Genomic DNA, 18127 nt, shown 5'->3' on the forward strand with positions numbered 1-18127 from the left:
AGAAAATATAGGAAAGTAGGCAGTAGGCAGTAGGCAGTAGGCAGTGAATTTCATGTAAAAATTATAGGGAGTAAAGGGGGACGCCTCCCCCTGGCTTCCATCGTCAGTCTCCGTGACAAAGGTTACTGAGTGGCACACTGAGCTTGCCGAAGTGCCTGCCGAAGGGCCGCCACCCTCTCGAGCGGGCGCGGCACCCCCCGGAATGCGTAGACACGGAGGAATTTGTTCAAAATTTTTACTATTTTTTGGATAGAAGGAACGAAGAGTATGTCTATCATTAGAAAAGCACCATTTGGTCATGTGGTAACCGCATTTCTGCAGTCATCCTCGTGCAGGCGAGGATCTGTGCGTCTTGTGTTTGCTCTTGCATTGACGCTTGCGCTTGCCGCCTGTGATGACGACGAGAGCAGTTTCGTGCGGCCGGGGGAAGATTCCTCGTCGAGCGTCTGCGAGGACTGCGACGAATCTTCATCTAGCGTCATCCTGAGTGGCGATAGCCACGAAGGATCCTGCAGCAGTTCTGAAAAATCATCGTCTAGTAGAGAAAATGATAAATCGTCGTCAAGCGAAAAAATAAAAAGTTCGTCTAGTAATAAGGTTGTCTCTAGTTCGAGCGAAAAGCAAGAGTCTTCTAGCAGTAGCTCTGTAAAACAATCTTCTTCGAGTATAGCCTCTAGTAGTAGTTCCGTCAAATCGTCGTCATCGAGTGTAAAATCTAGTAGTTCTGTTGTTTCGTCTTCCAGTAAGGATGTTGCGTCGAGTAGCAGTATTTATGTTCCTTTTGATCATTCAAAAACTCTTGGATACCAAAAATTTGATGAAGATGGGTATAAGACATTCAGGGATCCGCGTAATGGCCGCAGTTATTACTACATAACGATAACTGGTACAGATACCGTGCATAAAATAGCTTCTGTGACAGTAATGGCTGAGAACCTGAATATCGGTATCGATGTGCCCGGCAGCCAAGATCAGAATGACGACACCAAGATAGAGCGCTATTGCTACAACAACGATACCACCAAGTGCGACGAGTTCGGCGGCCTCTACCAGTGGGCCGAAATGATGCAACTGCCGAGCCGTTGCAATACCGAAAGCTGTGCCGATTTGATTCAGCCGAATCACCAGGGAATCTGCCCCGATGGCTGGAGGCTGTTTAATTTTAACGACTATGTCATCATCATAAATGCGGATGGCAACGATGATGGAGTCAAGGGAATGCGCTCCACATATGGTTTCAGTGGAACGAACTACAGCGGGTTCTCCCTAGTTGGCGCTGGATTAAGGGACCCTGAGGGAGGTGTGTTTAAATCTCTTAAAAAGGTTGCTTTCTGGTTTTACCCGCAAGAGCATAGTTTCGATGTGACTGTATACGCAACGGGTGGCTATGTATCTGGCTCAAATGAGCGAGCTCCGCAACCAGATGATGGGGATTTAAAAACATATGGCTTCTCCGTCCGTTGCGTGAAGGTTGAATAATCACAAATTTTGACACAAAGTACAGCGCACCTGGAAGTGCGCTGTACTTTGTATATCCCAAATGGAATTTTTTTCAAATTCCACACAAAAAGTTTTAACTAAAAAGGCGAAAATCATGTCCAAGAACGTCAAGTCCAACAACAAGAACACCAATAAGTCTGCTTCCAAGGCTAAAAAGTCCACCCGCAACAATTACAAGATCGAATCTCTCGAGCCTCGCTTGATGATGGATGCCGATCCTGGATTTGATGTAGAGCACTTGAATGATTATGCGGAACAGATTGAATCTATCTCTGGGAATATGGGCGAACAGGTGTCTGCTGCTGTCAATTCCATTGAAGGTTTCGAGGCTTCTAAACTTGGTCTTGCGGAATCTGTCGGCTCCTTTACCACAATGTTTGGCGAAAGTGTAGACACCCTGAAAACGACTATTGCGGACAAAGTAAATGACGTGCTTACTCAGTCCTTGGATATGGCCCGCACTGCTATCGAGCAGGCGAATGCCAGCCTTGAACAAGGGGTTGAACCTATCACCAAGCTTAGCCTTACGAAGCTTGTGGATACCTATGTGAAGAATTTCCTTGAAAGCGAACAGGGCGAAGCGTACAGGGGACTCACGTTCTCTGCGGAAGGTTCCAAACTCACTGTCGGCATTGACCTTTCCGAGACAAAGTCTCTTGAAAACCTCGGCGTCGATCTCGGTTCCTGGGGCAAGGTGTCTGTGGACGGCTCTGCCAATCTTTCTGCAGCTGCCCAGGCTTCTGTTTCTGTTGAATTGGACAAGGATGGCAGCGGCACGTTCTTCGATAGCGACGATGATTTCGAAATCACGGCCTCGCAAGTGGGAAAACTCGAAGTTTCTGTAGATATTCCCGGTGCCAGCGCCAAGTTCATGAACCTTTCTGTTTCTGAGGTCGAATCTGCCGACGAACCTAGTCCGGACTTGAGTCTCAGTTACACGCCTGACGAAGGTGTGACCAAGAATGTGGACCTGGAATTCAAGGTGGAAGAAACTGGAAATCTCCCGTTCTTTGTGGCTGGTGACGGTATCTTGAAGGTGTCTACCATAGACGGGGAACTCGATGTCCAGGTTCCCGAGTTCAAGCTGAACAAGGACTTCTCCTTGGGAACGGTGCTCAAGGCTGTTGAATCAGTAAAGATAGAAGACTTGGTATCGGCCCTTAATAATAACATAGGTGATCTTCCTTCTGGGGTGTCCGAATTGTCTTTTGTCCAGGAAGGGCACCCGTTTCCTTGACCACCCCGCGCCCAAGCACCCCGAAAAAGTCCATTTTTGTCATAATCTGACATGGCAATTAAAGTATATTTGTTCGCAGACACTAAACCACAAACCTCGCCTTTTTATGCTTGTAGGCGAAAGGAGTAAAAAATGCCAGAATTATGCCGTTTTTTGGGCATCGTCATCCAAATGTACTTCAACGATCATATGCCTCCACACTTCCATGCGATATATAATGACTTGGAAGGTGTCTTCGAATTATCTACATTTGAGATGTTGGAAGGCAATCTTCCGGCAAGGGTCAAAGGTCTTGTTGTCGAATGGGCAACTCTTCATAAGCAGGATTTGCTAGATAATTGGAATTCTTTGACAAACACCGGAGAATACAAGAAAATCGATCCACTGGTCTAGACTATGCTTCACGTGATTGACGCAAAATATATTGGCGATTACAAGATATCCGTCGAATTCAACGACGGATGCTGTTTCGTCGCCGATTTTGAAAGTGTCATCAAGTCGGACCACCGCCCGATCGTGCAACAACTTGCAGACATCAATACCTTTAAGGATTTCACGCTGCAAGCGCACACAATCACATGGTCAAACGGAGTCGACTTCGCCCCGGAATTCATCAAGAGCCTTAATTTTTGACAAAAAATAGCAAAAATTATATTGTATTTTTGACAAAAAGTTATATATTTTTATTGTATTTTTGACAAAATGGCTAAAAAAGGCCAAAAACGAGGTTTTTGATGGACTTGAAGCGCAAGAGCGAGAAACACATTCGGGAATGGCTCAAAAATAGCCAAAAGAAGGCCTTGCTCGTAAAAGGGGCCCGCCAAGTGGGGAAAACCCACGCCATTCGGCGCGTTCTGACCGCTGAAAATGCTGATTTCTTTGAGATAAACCTCATCGAAACCCCTGCCGCGGTAGATGTTCTTGCCGCAGCGAAAACCGTTGACGATTTTGTTCTAGGTTTTTCGGCCCTGAGCACGCAGAAACTGGAAAAAGGCAAGACAATCATCTTCATTGACGAAGTCCAGAAATACAAGGAGATGATTACCAAAATCAAGTTCCTTGTAGAAGAAGGGAGTTTCCGATATGTCCTGAGCGGGTCGCTTCTTGGAGTGGAGCTGACGAATCTCGATTCTGCGCCTGTAGGCTACATGACCACGGTAGAAATGTTCCCGCTGGATTTCGAAGAATTCCTGCAAATCACGAACATCGATGACAACATCATTTCTAGTTTGCGCTCGTCCTTCGAAAACCGGACGCCCGTCATGGATGCGGTAAACCAGAAAATGCTGGACCTGTTCACGCGCTACCTTATCGTGGGCGGCATGCCGGAGGCCGTGAGCAACTTTGCGGACAACAGCAACTTGAACGATGTCATGCGTATCCATCGCGACATCCTGAGTCAGTACAAGCTCGACTTTACCCAATACGAAACAGAAGACAAGCGTTTGTTGCTGACAAACGCTTACGAACTGATTCCTGCGGAACTTCTGAAACAGAACCGCCGGTACATTGTGACGGACCTGAAAAAAGGGCTCCATTTTGAGCGTGTACAAAGTACATTCCTCTGGCTGAAAAACGCTGGCGTCGCACTTTCTGTTTTCAACAGCACCGAACCGAGAATTCCATTAAAGCTGAACGAGAAAAGCAGTTTGTTTAAGCTTTACCTTGCGGATGTCGGCATGCTCACTTCGGAATACGGGATGAACACGAAGTCCATGCTGCTGACAAAAAATCAGAACCTGAATGCCGGCGGAATCTACGAAAACGCCATTGCTCAGGAACTCTATTCAAAAGGGTTCCGGCTTTACTATTACAATTCAAATCGCCTGGGCGAACTGGATTTTGTAATTGAATACAACAACCGAGCATTGCCCATCGAAGTGAAAAGCGGCAAAGATTACACCATCCATTCCGCCATGAACAACTGTCTTGCGAATTCCGAATACCAAATGCAAGAAGGCTTCGTCTTTGCAAACTGCAATGTTTCCCGAAAGGGAAAGGTGACGTATCTGCCCATCTACATGGTCATGTTCTTGCAGCAAGATTCAGAACAGATTGTTCTAGACAAGATTGAGTTTTAACAGATTCCCGTGCTGCCGAAGCCGCCGCGGTCGGCGCCGTCGAGAGCGCCTTCCTCGAAGGTAAGCGTGGGCTGCTGTTCCATGATGCGGAACTGAGCGATGCGGCTCCCCTTCTCGATGGTCACGTCGCGAGTGGCGTACACCGGCATTTTCCACCAGTCGTTTGCGCCACAATAGCTCGAATCCACCACGCCCACGGAATTCGCCTGCAGAATGCCGAAGTTCTTGAACGTGGAACTGCGCGGGGCGATATGCGCCTCGTAGCCCTCGGGCAACTTCATCGCGACCCCCAGATGAATGAGCCTGAACTCCCCCGCCTTGAGCGTCACGGTCTCCGCCGCGGCGAGGTCAATCCAGTCAGACTTGCCACCCACATACGTGAGGCGCGTGATAGAATCGTCGAGATATTGAATTTTAATCGTCTGTGAGGCCATAAACCAAATATACATTTTTGTCTGCAGTCGAAAGGTTTTACAATTTCAGCCATAATTTCAAATTCCGTAAAACAAATTTTTGAAAATTTCATTCGGCCATCCAAGGAAACCGGTCGTCTTTTTGCGCAAAAACGCCGTAATTTCAAAAAATTTTCCATATAAATCCAAATTGGCACGCTCTTTGCATAGAAGGGGTGAATTCCAAAATTCCTTGGAATCAAACAAGGACAAAAAAAATGAAACTCGTTACGGCCTACATCCAACCCGAACGACTGAATCTCGTGAAGCAAGCGCTTTACGAAAACAACATTTTCAAGATGTCAGTTACCAACGTGCTCGGCTGCGGCCAGCAGAAGGGCTATAACCAGCGCTTCCGCGGCGTGGTGACCGAGGTGAACTTGCTCAAGAAGATTTGCCTCAAGATTGCGGTGAACGATGACTTTGTGCAGCCCTGCATCGACGCCATCATCAAGGGCGCGCGCTCTGGCGAAATCGGTGACGGAAAGATTTTCGTCACAAGCCTTGAACAGTGCATCCGCATCCGCACCGGAGAAACGGGCCCGGAGGCAATCGGTTAGACGAAAGAACGGCGCTCCGCGCCTACAGACAAAAGATTTATTAAAAGGATTTAAAGAATGAACGAAGTTACACAAGTCGTACCTGTCAGCGACGCAATCTTTATGACAGAAAACATCTGGATCATGATCAGCGCCATGCTGGTGTTCATCATGGGTCTTGGATTCGCCTGCGTTGAAGCGGGCCTCGTGCGCGCCAAGTGCGCTGCCAACGTCGCCTTCAAGAACATCGCGGTCCCCGCCATAGGCATCACGATGTACGCCCTGCTAGGCTTCGGCCTCATGTATCCGGGAACCTTCAACGGGATTCTCGGTTTCGCGGGCTTTGGCATTGGCGACTGGGCGAATCCGGCCAGTTTCACCTCCGCCTACAACGGCCACTTTACTTTGTTTGCAGACTGGCTTTTCCAGGCAATGTTTGCAGCGACCGCAGCAACGATTGTCTCGGGCGCCGTGGCCGAACGTGTGAAACTCAATTCCTTCCTGGTCTTCACCATTGTCTACGTGGCTTTCGTCTACCCGATTGTGGGTAGCTGGACATGGGGCGGCGGCTGGCTTTCGACCATCGGCAAGGCTGGTTTCCACGACCTGGCGGGTTCTACCCTCGTGCACTCCGTGGGCGGCTGGGCGGCTCTCGCCGGCGTGATGATTCTCGGACCCCGTATCGGCAAGTACGTGAACGGCAAGGTACACGCCATCCCGGCACACAACATTCCGCTTGCAACCATCGGTGTATTCATGCTGTGGTTCGGTTGGTGGGGATTCAACGCAGGTTCCGCACTCAGTGGCGACCCGAAGGCTACTAGCTGGATTCTCGTGACCACGAACCTCGCCGCCGTCGCGGGTATCATTACCGCGACGCTCACGAGCTGGATCGTCTCGAAGAAGCCCGACGCCACCATGGCGCTGAACGGATGCCTTGCCGGCCTCGTGGCAATCACTGCCGGTGCAGACGTGGTAACCCCGCTCTCTTCCTGGATTATCGGTGCCATCGCTGGCGTACTCGTAGTCGGCGCAGTATTCATGTTCGACCGCCTTCACTTGGACGACCCGGTCGGTGCCCTCTCTGTTCACCTGGTGAACGGCGTGTGGGGTACGATTGCCGTGGGTATCTTTGACATGACGGGCGATTACAGCGTGCTCACGCAGCTCATCGGTGTTGCCGCCTACGCCCTGCCCTGCTTCGCCGGCGCTAGCCTGATTTTCTTCGTCATCAAGAAGACAATGGGCCTGCGCGTCACGGAAAGGCAAGAACTCCGCGGCCTCGACCAAAGCGAACACGGACAAGAATCCTACAGCGGATTCCAGATCTTCAGCAACATGTAAACTCCCACCAAAAACCAAGAACGACCCCGGCAATCGCCGGGGCCGTTTTGTATTTAGATTCAAATTCAGTATTCGAACGAGACCGTTTGAATTCCGATTTTATCCGACAAGTTCGCGGGCCTTCGCTTCGATTTCGGCGATGGCTTTCTTGCGGCCTTCAGCGGTATCTGCGTTGGCGAGGACGATGTTCACGAACACGGAGCCTGCAACCACGGCATACACGTGCTTGCTGAGCACCTTGGACTGTTCGCCGTTACGGATGCCGAAACCGCCGAGAACCTTGGCACCGCCCTTGCCGACCGTGTCGATAAAGTCGAGTGTCGCCTGGTCAATGGTAGTTTCGCTGCCGGTCGTACCCGCGCGAAGAGCGGCATAGATGTACTTGAAGCCCTTGGATGCCATCGTTTCGAGGCGTTCCTTGGTCATGCTGGGTGCCGCCACCGGGATGTTTTCGAGGCCGTGTTTTTTGCAAGCTTCAGTCAGGCCTTCGTCGCAATCGAACGGCAAGTCCGGAATGATGCATGCGGAAACACCCGAGTCCTTGCACATACGTACAAAGTTGTCTATACCCGGCGTAAAAGCAAGCGAGCCGTAAGTCATGATGTAAATCGGCGTTTCGGGGTGGCGTTCGTGAATCTTCTTCACGATTTCAAGACCCTGCTTGGTGGAATAACCCTTGTCAAGAGCAATGGTCGATGCCGTCTGGATGGCCGGACCGTCGGCACTCGGGTCACTGAAGGCGAGCTGGATTTCAAGGATGTTCGCGCCACCCTTCACGAGGGCGTCGGCGATGGCGATAGAAGTTTCTGCGTCCGGAAACCCGGCAATGAGATGAGACATTAAATTCATAGTGATAACTCTTTGATTGAAATGTTCTAGTGAAAAGTGAAATTATTCATCATCAATTATCATTTATCAATCATCAATTATTCATTATCTCCGCGTCGTGGATGTCCTCGTTGTTGTCGAGGCGCTTGAGTTCGGCCTTCAGGAATTCCTTCCACTTTTCGGGGCGGAATACCGGGCTCGTGATAAAGATGTCCTTGTCGCCGCGGCCACTCATGTTGATGACGAGCGCCTTGTCCTTCGGGAGTTCCTTCGCAATCTTCATGGCGGCGGCACCTGCGTGCGCACTTTCGAGCGCAAAGAGAATGCCTTCATTGCGGGCAAAGAACTTCACGGCTTCCAGAGCTTCCTTGTCGAGAATGCTCGTGAATTCCACACGGCCCGATTCACCGAGGGCGGCGAGTTGCGGCCCGATTCCCATGTAGTCGAGACCTGCCGAAATGGAGCGGGTCGGCAGCGACTGGCCGTCTTCATCGATGAGGAAGCGACTCTTGTAGCCCTGCACGATACCTTCGCGGCTAGCGTTGCCCGTCATGCGGGAAGCGTTCTCGCCCACGTTCGGGCCGATGCCACCGGCTTCGGCACCAATCAGGCGCACGTTCGCATCGTTAATGAACGGAGTGAACACGCCGATGGAATTGCTACCGCCTCCCACGCAAGCGACAACGGCCGCAATATCGATGTTGCGCTCGGCAGCCTGGCGCTTGACTTCTTCACCGATAATCGACTGGAACGTACGAACGATATCCGGGAACGGAGCCGGGCCGAGAGCAGAACCCAGCACGTAGTGAGTGTTCTTGAAATTCGTGGCCCAGTCGCGCATCGCCTCGTTCACAGCATCCTTCAAAGTGCGACTGCCGCTCGTGACCGGCACGACCTTCGCACCGTACATTTCCATGGTCGCCACATTCGGCTGCTGACGGCGAACGTCCACCTCGCCCATATAGACAACGCATTCAAGACCAAGTTTTGCGCAAGCGGCTGCGGTGGCGAGCCCGTGCTGACCGGCACCCGTCTCTGCAATGATGCGGGTCTTGCCCATCTTCTTGGCCAAGAGGCACTGGCCGATGGCGTTGTTTATCTTGTGGGCGCCTGTGTTGGCAAGGCCTTCGAGCTTGATGTAAATCTGGGCGCCACCCAACAGTTCCGTTGCCGTCGGAGCGTAATACAGCGGAGTCTCGCGCCCGATGTAATCGCGTTGGATGATTCGGAGTTCTTCGAGGAATTCCGGATCGTGGATGTACTTGTAGAAAGCCGCTTCGAGGTCGTCGAGCGGGCGGCGGATGATTTCGGCAACATACTTGCCGCCGAACTTGTCAAAGAAACCGTTGTTAGAAGTTGTGGAGGTCATAGGGTTTGTGAGCAGTGGTTAGTGGTTGGGGTTAAAAATCTTGGTTATGGGTAAAAATTAAAGGCCTTCGGGAGTCCGAAAGCCTTATTCATTTATTTGTTGCAAACACTTGATGAAAACAGCAAACCGGACTCTATTTCGTAGAGCCCCACCACCAACGGTTGAAACGGATTACTGCATTCATCTTCATGTACCCAAAATTAGGAATGTCTCTTTTTGGTGGCAAGGGGTGGTTCGGAGAAAAAAGAAAAAAAAGAAGGCTTCCATCACCAGGAAGCCTTCTACTAAACACTTGATGAAAAGGCAAGTCCTGAATCCCTTTTCGTGAGAACCCTGCCGCAAGCGGCCAGAGCGGATTGCCCGTTTCATCTTTATGTTATGCAATATATATACTAATTCGTTGTCTGTCAATAGGTTAATGTCATATTTTTGTAAAAAAATCTGTGATAATCCTCATTTTTGAGCTTTTTTGCAAAAAAAACTCCCGCTCGGGTAAACTTTTGTTTATTTTCAATACTTGAACAATCACCCTATAAAAAGAAAGAGCAAAATATATGAAGACGCCCCTCAAATACACGCTTACCCTTGCAGGGATTATGATGTTTGTCGCCTGTGGCGATGATAGCAGCAGTTCTCCGGCAGCTAGCGGAAACAAATACATCCTTCACGAAGACAAGCAGACCTTCGGCATCATTCACGACCGTTGCTATGTCAGCGAAAGCAACACACGCTGGGACGAGAACGTGGACACGTCCTGGTACCACTACAAATTTGTCGGAAACAAGCTAGTCGTATTCGCGGACGGCAACACAGCCGACAAGCATTACGAATGGAACGGAGAAGAGGCCGAAGACTCGGAAAGCAGCCAAGTAATGGCCGGAGGCAACAAAGGCAACATTTTCGGGACATGGAAAACAACTACGGAACGCTGCCGCTACGAAGATGGCGAAATTGACTGCGACAACAATAAAGAAGACGAAGAAAGCAACTCGACAATCTACGTTCTGGATGTTTCCAAAAGCAATCTTACCATGTCCTGGGAAATGGAGAAGAACTATTGCCCGGCAGAAGACCTTGAATATGATATTGAAGACCTCCTCGATTACAACGATGTAGAAGAGTATTCCGTATCATCATCCGATTGCAACACGGTCAAGTTCAAGGCGAACGGCAAGTCCGTGACGGCAACGATATCCATGAGCATTGACAAGGAAAATGTCGCTACGAGAGAGGTCACCTACACATCCGGAAGCAAGACCTGCCTATCTAGTTTCAAGAAGGTAAGCAAGATGCTGCAGATTCCCGAATCCCTGTGCAATGCCGATGACATGAGCAAATACATGAAGAAAACGCCCGGCTATCCTCATAAATATCAAGTCGACAACGACGAGGAATTCTACCCATGCCTTTCTGACATGCTCGGTGTGGAAATCGAATACTAAGACTACAACGCGGCGATAAACACAAGAGATTTATATGGACGCAAAATCGCTTACTTGCCTAGTATTTTCACTTATTGCAGGCGCTTTTGCCCAAACTGGCGAAGGCGTTCCTTTTACTGATTCCAGGGATGGAAAAACATACGGCACCATAGAGATTCGATTCCAGCCATGGATGACGGCCAACATGAACATAAAATTGCCAGGAAGCTTCTGCTACGAAAACGACGAGAGCAACTGCGAGCAGTTCGGTCGCCTGTACACTTGGGAATCCGCACAGAAAGCATGTCCTGAAGGCTGGCATATTCCAACATTCGATGAATGGAAAGAGCTAGTCGACAATGGTTCCACCATCGAAAACGAACATGAATACTGGCGAGGCTATGACGCGCTGCACATTCCCAAGTTCCTCGGAGGATTCAAGAATGCCAAGGGCAAGTTTGAATTAAAGGGAGTCCGCGCCGACTTCTGGACCGGGACCGAGAAGGACAAAGGCAAAGCGCATTATTGGTTCTGGAGTCAATCCTCCAAAAAATTCGGCAACGCCGATTATTCCAAGAAAGGCGCCATGTCAGTCCGATGCGTCTCTGATTGTCAAGGCGGTCAATCCGGTTATTGCGACGGGACTATGGCACGTGCCGAGTGGTGGGCGGATTTCCAGAACAGCCGTGTTACATCGTGTTTCAATGGCACAAACATGGGTGCTTCCGGGTATGAAGGAGAGCATTACGTTGTCAAGAACAACGGAACGGAATTTGATTGCATGAATTTATGCCCCGACGATAACGAAGGTCCTACATGCTTGGAAAATTCAGACCTTGTCGTCAAGGCAAAAATCACCAACAAGGGTTTTGCAAAGGCACTGAACGATAAAGACAACCGGGTTTTCTTCAAGCAGGACGACAACAAGAAAATACAGGTCTGCGTGTCAAAAGATTCAAAAGACATTGACGGTTTTTGTATCCCGCTCAATGATGCTGAAAAATTTCTGACGCCCTTGGCAAAGGAATTATTGAAGTAATAAACTTACAAGACCCTCCAATGGAGGGTCTTTGCATTACGGAATTATTCGACCGACAACTTTTCAAACAGCGCCCGCAATTTCTCGGGGTCCTTGATTCCGGGAGCGTCTTCGACACCGCTGGAGACATCGATAAGTTCGGGGTGGAACTTTTCGCAAATTGTGCCGACATTTTCGGGCGTGATGCCGCCGGCAAGCCAGAGCGGGATGTCTCCTGCTTTTTCGCGAAGCAGGTTTTCGGGAATGGTCTTTCCGGTGCCGCCGGGAATGCCTTCGACTTTCGCATCGAGCAAGATGCGGGGTTCACCGTGGGAGCGGAGGGCCGAAACTTGTTCGAAGTCAGAGGTTTCGCCTACGCGGGCAGCGCAGTAATGCGCATAGTCGGCGTCGGCAGGAGGCGTAATGCCGTGGAACTGGACTGCGTCGAGAACACCCTCGCAGGCGAGCCTGATGGCGGCTTTTCCCTCCTCTGAATTCGGGTCGGTAATGACACCGATGAGGAGCGGAGATTCCCGCCTGCGCGGGAATGACAAATTAGAGCGAATTTTTTCAGCGAAACTGCGCACGAATTCTTCGGTAGTCAGGCGTTTGGTGTTGCTGAACACGAATCCCAGCATGTCGGCACCCAGGTCGGCAGCTAATAGGCCGTCTTCGACCCGGGTGATGCCGCAGATTTTTACAAGGGGACGGCGGGTAGCGCGTCGTTCCGCGAATTTTTTCCAGAACTTGCCACGAGCATTTTCGCGCCCGCTTTCGAACGCGGCCACAACTTCTTTTGCGAGCGGCGGATTCTTGGCAACCGCCTCCCCCACGAGAATTCCCGTAAAGCCAAGGCTACGCGCATAGTCGGCGTCGGCCGGCGTGTGGATACCCGATTCAAAAACAGCTTTCGCCGGGAGCCTGCTACGGACGCTTGCGGGGACCAGCGGGTCGGTGCGGAACGTAGCCAGGTCGCGAGAATTCACGCCTGCAACAATCGTCTTTGCGGCATCGGCTCCGAGTGCGCTCGTGACAACAGAAAGTTTGCGGAAGTCGTCCTTTTCGCGGACTTCTACAAAAGCCTGCATATCGAAAGACTGCGCCCGCTTCGCCATGCGTACAAGCTGCTCGTCATCCAGAATACGGGCAATGAGGAGCACAGCATCGGCGCCGCAACGGTGAGCGATGTCGATTTCGTCTTCGTAGAGCAAGAAATCCTTGCGGAGCACGGCGCAGGCGTGTAGCCCCTGCTGGCGGCGCTTTTCCATCAGGTCTGCAACCGCAATCAGGTCGCGGAGCGAGCCTTTAAAGAAATTGCCTTCGGTGAGCACCGAAACCGCCTGGGCATGCGCTTCGGCATAAGTCGTCGCGAGCCCTACCGGATTCAGATCCGGAGCGATATCGCCCTTCGAAGGCGATGCTCGCTTGACCTCGAGAATCGCACCCGCGTTGCCGAGGAATTCCGTATGGCCAACGCGACGCTTTTCAGGGATTTCGATGCCAAAGTTCAGACCCAGCCGTTCGATGTCGGCTTTGCGCATGCGCACGATTTTTGCAAGAATATCTTCGCTCATGTTTTTGCCATTGTCATGACCGGTGGATCCTATCGGCCTGCGGCCTCCAGGATGACAGGGCATCTCCTTTACGAATTCGTTGCAGCCTTGACTTCCTCGATCTTCTTCAGAACGGAGCCGTCTTCCATCGCCTTCATGGCCTTGTCGAAGCCTTCCTTGATGCTGGCCGCCTTCTTGCTGATGTAGAGGGCGGCACCGGCGTTCAGGGCGCAAGCGTACTTGATGCCCGGGCGGCCCTTGCCGTTCAGCACGTCGAGAGCGAGGTTGAAGTTGTCGACTCCCGTACCGCCGGCGAGGTCTTCGGGATCCACGGAGGGGATGCCGAAGTCCTTGGGGTCGATGCGGTAAGTCTTGTACTCGCCATCTTCCAGGATTTCGGCGATGGTCGTCGGCACGCACGGAGAAATTTCGTCATAGCCGTCGTCACTGATGGCGACCATCACGCGTTTTGCGCCGAGGGCCTTCGCCGCCTTGGTGAACGGTTCCAGCACGGTCGTGCTATAGACGCCGAGCATCAGGTACTTGGCTTCGGCCGGGTTCGTGAGGGGGCCGAGCAGGTTCATGATGGTCTTCACGCCGAGAACGCCACGAACCGGGCCCGCAAAGCGCATGGCGCTGTGGTAGACCGGAGCCATCAGGAACACAAAGTTCGTCTTGTCGATGACGGAGGCCGCCTTTTCGGGAACCATGTCCAGCTTGAAGCCTGCGGCCGTGTAGAAGTCGGCGGCACCGGACTTGCTAGAAACCGCGCGGTTGCCGTGCTTTGCAATTTTTGCGCCACAGCTTGCAGCAATCAGGCCGGAGAGCGAGCTCACATTGAAACTGCCCTTGCCGTCGCCACCGGTACCCACAATGTCGGTGAGTTCGTCGCCGCTGTAGGGGAACTTGCGCTTCTTGCTGCTCAAAACCTTCGCGCAGCCGGCGATTTCATCGGCAACAGGGCCCTTGCTCGAAAGTGCGGTAAGGATTGCGGCCATCTGGCGTTCGTCCATGATGCCGTCGGTCAAGTCTTCCATGAACATTTCGGCGGTTTCGCGGCTCAAGTCCTTGCCTTCGGTAAGCGTGTTCAAGATCCCACGCACGTCAAGCGGTTCGCGACGGTAGTTGAGGAACGCCTTGAAGAATTCGTCGGCACGGCCACTGGCGATAGATTCCGGGTGGAACTGCACGCCTTCAATCGGGAGCGTCTTGTGGCGAATGCCCATGATGTCGCCGTCGGTAGCGCGGGCGGTCACTTCGAAATCCGGAGAGAGCGTCGCTTCGTCAACGACCAGGCTGTGGTAACGCGTGAAGATGTTCTTCTTGCCGATAGTGCGGAAAAGTCCCTTGCCGTCCAGGTCGATTTCTTCGGCGATGCCGTGCTTGATGAACTTGGCCTGCACAATCTTTGCGCCGAAGGCATAACCGATAGCCTGGTGGCCGAGGCAAACGCCGAGAATCGGGAGCTTGCCCGCAAAGTGCTTGATAGCTTCCACGGAGACGCCCGCATCTTCGGGGCGGCCCGGTCCCGGGCTCACGATGAGGCGGCTCGGGTTCAGCTTTTCGATGTCGGCGACGGTGCATTCGCGGCTACGGAGCACGCGGATTTCTTCGTTAGTGATTTTTGCAAGCGCCTGATAGACGTTGTATGTAAAAGAGTCGTAGTTGTCGATGATAATGATCATTTTTCTAATCCGAATTTTAAAAGGTTTGTAGTTCGGGGATGTGTCATCCTGGAGAGTCCGTAGGACTCGATAGGATCCATGGACTCTATCGCCTTCGGCTCCAGAGTGACAGTAATAGGAAGGTCTAATTTTCCCCCTCCAGTACGGCTCTGATTGCTCCGAGCTTTTCGTTCGTTTCTTCAAATTCGCGGTCGGCGTTGCTGGCCGCGACAATGCCACCACCGGCCTGCAGGCTGATGGTCTTGCCCTGCTTGAGGCAGCAACGGATAGCGATGCAGAAATCCAAGTCGCCGTCGGATTCCATGTAGCCCACCGCACCGGCATAGAAGCGACGCTTGACTTTTTCGAGGCCAGAAAGGATTTCGATAGCGCTGATTTTCGGAGCGCCGCTCACCGTACCTGCCGGGAAGCTGGAACGCAGCACTTCAATCGCCTTCTTGGTCTTGGAAACCTTGCCCTGCACGTCAGAGACCAGGTGAATCACGTGGCTGAACTTTTCGCATTCCATGTACTTGGTGGTTTCCACCGTACCGGCTTCGCAGACGCGGCCGAGGTCGTTACGGGCCAAATCCACGAGCATCAGGTGTTCGGCGCGTTCCTTCGGGTCGCCCTTCAGGTTCTTCATCAGGGCTTCGTCTTCGGCATCGTCCTTGCCGCGGCGACGGGTACCTGCAATCGGGTGAATCGTCGCAATGCCTTCACGCACACGCACGAGGCTTTCGGGCGAGGCACCGATAAACTGGTGCGTACCGTAATCGAGGAAGAACATGTACGGAGACGGGTTCACCGTGCGGAGCCTGCGGTAAATATCCAGCGCCGCGATGTCGCTTGCAAACTGGATGCGGCGGGACGGTACCGCCTGCACGATGTTGCCGGCGACAATATGCTTCTGCAGGGCTTCGACCTTTTCCACGTATTCCTTGCGGGACTGTTCCAGGTCGGTCATCGTAATGCCCTTGCCGTACTGCGGTTCGGGAGCGAGGTAGCTGAAGTCCAAATCCGCGAGGCGGGCCTTCACGTTCTCGATGGCCGCCTTCAAGTCAATCTGGTGCTCTTCATAGTTCAGAGCGAACAAGTGAAGCTTTTCGGTAAAGTGGTCAAACACGATGTAGATGTGACCCACCAGGAATTCCGCTTCGGGAATGTTGAGTTCGTCCACCTGCGGGGCAAGGCGAATGGTATCGCAGCGGGCGCAGAATTCGTAGCCGAGGTAGCCTACGCCCGAAGAGGGAATCGGAATCTGGTTGGGCGGCACCGTGTTTTCGGCAGAAATCAGCGTGAGGGCATCGAGAATATCGCCCTCGCCTTCCTTGAGGAAGGTGCTTTCCTTGCCGTCAATGATTATGCTCACGTCGTTGTCGTTCTGGCGCAGACGGAAGCCCTCGTCCACCATCAAGGTGGAGTAACGGCTACGGCCGTGCGAGAAACTCGCGGATTCAAAGATGGCCTTCGCACCGAGCTTCTTGCCGAGCGAAAACGGGGTGTAACGTTCACCGGGCAGTGCCACGTAGATGCTATCAGTACGCGGTTCGTAGCCAGGCTGTTGGGTGATGTGGTTGGCCGGTTTGTTCGGCGACTTTGATATGTTGGTCATTTTATCCTCTGGTTTAAAACTTTTTCCTAGTGTTCGGGTAGGCAAAGGCTTGGGTCCCGGAGGATTTCAACGATTTTGGTAAAAGAGAAAGGCCTCCGCGAGTCCGGAAGCCTTTGCTTAAAATCTTGGGTGATTTGCGACAAATACCGGGCTCTATGTCAGAGTCCGCGCCACCAACGACGGTTGAGAGTTGCACATGTCACAAAGTTCATCATGCCACAAAGATACCTAACGAAACATATGTTGGCAAGGGATAGCACCGAAAAAAAGAGAAAAAAATTTCAACCCGCATCGATATATAAGATACTTTAATATATAAAGAAGGCCCCGCCGAAGCGGAGCCTTCCTGTAAAACTCGCTAGAGAATTACTTGGTGATGACGCGGGCCATTTCGCAAACCTTGTTGCTGTAGCCCCATTCGTTATCGTACCAGGCGCAAACCTTCACGAAGGTCGGGTCGAGCTGGATACCAGCCTTGACGTCGAAGATGGAAGTGCGAGCGTCGTTGCGGAAGTCGGTAGAGACGAGAGCTTCGTCGGTGTAACCGAGGATGCCCTTGAGTTCGCCTTCAGAAGCTTCCTTCATGGCCTTGCAGATTTCTTCGTAGGTAGCCGGCTTTTCGAGTTCGGCAGTGAGGTCGACGAAGGAAACGTCAGAGGTCGGAACGCGGAGGCTCATACCAGTGAGCTTACCGTTGAGCTGCGGGAGAACCTTGCCCACGGCCTTAGCAGCACCCGTAGAAGACGGGATGATGTTTTCGAGGATGCCGCGGCCACCGCGCCAGTCCTTCTTGGACGGGCCGTCGACGGTCTTCTGCGTAGCAGTAGCAGCGTGAACGGTGGTCATGAGGCCACGCTTGATGCCGAACTTGTCGTTGAGGACCTTGGACATCGGGGCGAGGCAGTTCGTGGTGCAGGAAGCGTTGGAGATGATGTCCTGACCAGCGTAGGTCTGGTGGTTCACACCGTAGACGAACATCGGAGTAGCGTCCTTGGACGGAGCGGACATGATGACCTTCTTGGCACCGGCCTTGATGTGGGCGCGAGCGAGCTCGTCGGTCAGGAAGAAGCCAGTGGATTCCACGACAACGTCAACACCGAGGGCACCCCAAGTGATGTTGGTCGGATCCTTTTCGGCGAACACCTGAATCTTGTTGCCGTCAACGATGAGGAAGTTGCCTTCAAAAGACACGTCGTGCTTGAAAGCGCCGTGCACGGAGTCGTACTTCAGCATGTAAGCGAGGTAGTCAACGTCGAGAAGGTCGTTGATACCGACAACCTGAATGTCCTTGGAGAAGTTTTCCACAGCAGCGCGGAACACCATACGGCCGATGCGGCCGAAACCATTGATACCGAGTTTGAGAGCCATTATTGGATCCTTTTGTTTATTGTGAAATTGCTACCCACCTTCTGGGTGGTGCTTTGCTGGCGTCAAAGATACAAAAAACCGAGGTCTTTGTGTAGTAGAAATGTGAAAAATCGACTTTTTACCCCCCGAAGACCTCCT

At 52.0% G+C, this 18127-nt stretch carries 16 protein-coding genes; 9 read left to right on the forward strand and 7 right to left on the reverse strand.

The features are described 5' to 3' along the window. The first annotated feature begins 345 nt into the window (after positions 1-345). The 5 genes from B4B27_RS14510 to B4B27_RS14530 all read left to right on the forward strand — a co-directional run bounded on the left by B4B27_RS14510 (position 346) and on the right by B4B27_RS14530 (position 4818). Positions 346-1479 carry an FISUMP domain-containing protein gene (locus tag B4B27_RS14510; RefSeq protein ID WP_290727412.1) on the forward strand — a complete coding sequence of 378 codons (1134 nt, stop codon included), beginning with the start codon at positions 346-348 and terminating at the stop codon, positions 1477-1479. Positions 1480-1594: 115 nt separating this feature from the next. After that, positions 1595-2737 carry an LEPR-XLL domain-containing protein gene (locus B4B27_RS14515; protein WP_290727414.1) on the forward strand — a complete coding sequence of 381 codons (1143 nt, stop codon included), beginning with the start codon at positions 1595-1597 and terminating at the stop codon, positions 2735-2737. A gap of 132 nt (positions 2738-2869) precedes the next feature. Continuing rightward, on the forward strand, positions 2870-3130 hold the full coding sequence (locus tag B4B27_RS14520; RefSeq protein ID WP_173555229.1) for a DUF4160 domain-containing protein: 261 nt from the start codon (positions 2870-2872) through the stop codon (positions 3128-3130). 3 nt (positions 3131-3133) lie between these two features. Next, on the forward strand, positions 3134-3370 hold the full coding sequence (locus tag B4B27_RS14525; RefSeq protein ID WP_290727418.1) for a DUF2442 domain-containing protein: 237 nt from the start codon (positions 3134-3136) through the stop codon (positions 3368-3370). 101 nt (positions 3371-3471) lie between these two features. After that, positions 3472-4818, forward strand: a complete 1347-nt coding sequence (locus B4B27_RS14530) for an ATP-binding protein (RefSeq protein WP_290727420.1) — start codon at positions 3472-3474, stop codon at positions 4816-4818. On the opposite strand, the gene B4B27_RS14535 is transcribed toward B4B27_RS14530, so the two are convergent. Then, positions 4815-5252, reverse strand: coding sequence for a dUTP diphosphatase (locus tag B4B27_RS14535; protein ID WP_290727421.1), 438 nt, complete (start codon positions 5250-5252; stop codon positions 4815-4817). The two genes, B4B27_RS14530 and B4B27_RS14535, sit on opposite strands and share 4 nt — an antisense overlap. 236 nt (positions 5253-5488) lie before the next feature. Here B4B27_RS14535 and B4B27_RS14540 point away from each other — a divergent pair, with 236 nt between their 5' ends. Together B4B27_RS14540 and B4B27_RS14545 are read left to right on the forward strand one after the other, a co-directional pair. After that, a complete protein-coding gene (locus B4B27_RS14540) occupies positions 5489-5830 on the forward strand; it encodes a P-II family nitrogen regulator (protein ID WP_097034748.1) in 342 nt (113 codons plus the stop codon). Positions 5831-5887: 57 nt separating this feature from the next. After that, positions 5888-7153, forward strand: coding sequence for an ammonium transporter (locus B4B27_RS14545; protein ID WP_290727425.1), 1266 nt, complete (start codon positions 5888-5890; stop codon positions 7151-7153). Between the two features lie 99 nt (positions 7154-7252). Here the strand turns inward: B4B27_RS14545 and trpA are convergent, their stop codons facing one another. Together trpA and trpB are read right to left on the reverse strand one after the other, a co-directional pair. Next, entirely contained in the window at positions 7253-8002 is a 750-nt protein-coding gene (gene trpA / locus B4B27_RS14550) for a tryptophan synthase subunit alpha (protein WP_290727427.1), read from the reverse strand. A 73-nt stretch (positions 8003-8075) separates the two neighbouring features. Continuing rightward, the gene (gene trpB / locus B4B27_RS14555; RefSeq protein ID WP_290727429.1) at positions 8076-9350 is read right to left on the reverse strand and encodes a tryptophan synthase subunit beta; all 1275 of its coding nucleotides are present in this window, start codon (positions 9348-9350) and stop codon (positions 8076-8078) included. Positions 9351-9904: 554 nt separating this feature from the next. Between trpB and B4B27_RS14560 the strand changes: the two genes are divergently transcribed. Both B4B27_RS14560 and B4B27_RS14565 read left to right on the forward strand, forming a co-directional pair. Beyond that, the gene (locus B4B27_RS14560; protein ID WP_290727431.1) at positions 9905-10792 is read left to right on the forward strand and encodes a hypothetical protein; all 888 of its coding nucleotides are present in this window, start codon (positions 9905-9907) and stop codon (positions 10790-10792) included. A 34-nt stretch (positions 10793-10826) separates the two neighbouring features. Next, positions 10827-11810 carry an FISUMP domain-containing protein gene (locus B4B27_RS14565; protein ID WP_290727433.1) on the forward strand — a complete coding sequence of 328 codons (984 nt, stop codon included), beginning with the start codon at positions 10827-10829 and terminating at the stop codon, positions 11808-11810. A 44-nt stretch (positions 11811-11854) separates the two neighbouring features. Here B4B27_RS14565 and B4B27_RS14570 read toward each other — a convergent pair whose 3' ends face one another. The 4 genes from B4B27_RS14570 to gap all read right to left on the reverse strand — a co-directional run bounded on the left by B4B27_RS14570 (position 11855) and on the right by gap (position 17989). Continuing rightward, complete coding sequence (locus B4B27_RS14570; RefSeq protein WP_290727434.1) at positions 11855-13363, reverse strand: bifunctional indole-3-glycerol phosphate synthase/phosphoribosylanthranilate isomerase; 1509 nt, start codon at positions 13361-13363, stop codon at positions 11855-11857. 68 nt (positions 13364-13431) lie between these two features. Continuing rightward, positions 13432-15027: a bifunctional anthranilate synthase component II/anthranilate phosphoribosyltransferase gene (locus tag B4B27_RS14575; protein ID WP_073116215.1), complete on the reverse strand. Its 1596-nt coding sequence runs from the start codon at positions 15025-15027 to the stop codon at positions 13432-13434. A gap of 124 nt (positions 15028-15151) precedes the next feature. Continuing rightward, a complete protein-coding gene (locus B4B27_RS14580; RefSeq protein WP_290727435.1) occupies positions 15152-16621 on the reverse strand; it encodes an anthranilate synthase component I family protein in 1470 nt (489 codons plus the stop codon). Positions 16622-16987: 366 nt separating this feature from the next. Then, complete coding sequence (gene gap, locus B4B27_RS14585; RefSeq protein WP_088637415.1) at positions 16988-17989, reverse strand: type I glyceraldehyde-3-phosphate dehydrogenase; 1002 nt, start codon at positions 17987-17989, stop codon at positions 16988-16990. Positions 17990-18127 lie beyond the last annotated feature (138 nt).

The organism is Fibrobacter sp. UBA2449, from assembly GCF_002342555.1.
Lineage (GTDB): Bacteria > Fibrobacterota > Fibrobacteria > Fibrobacterales > Fibrobacteraceae > Fibrobacter.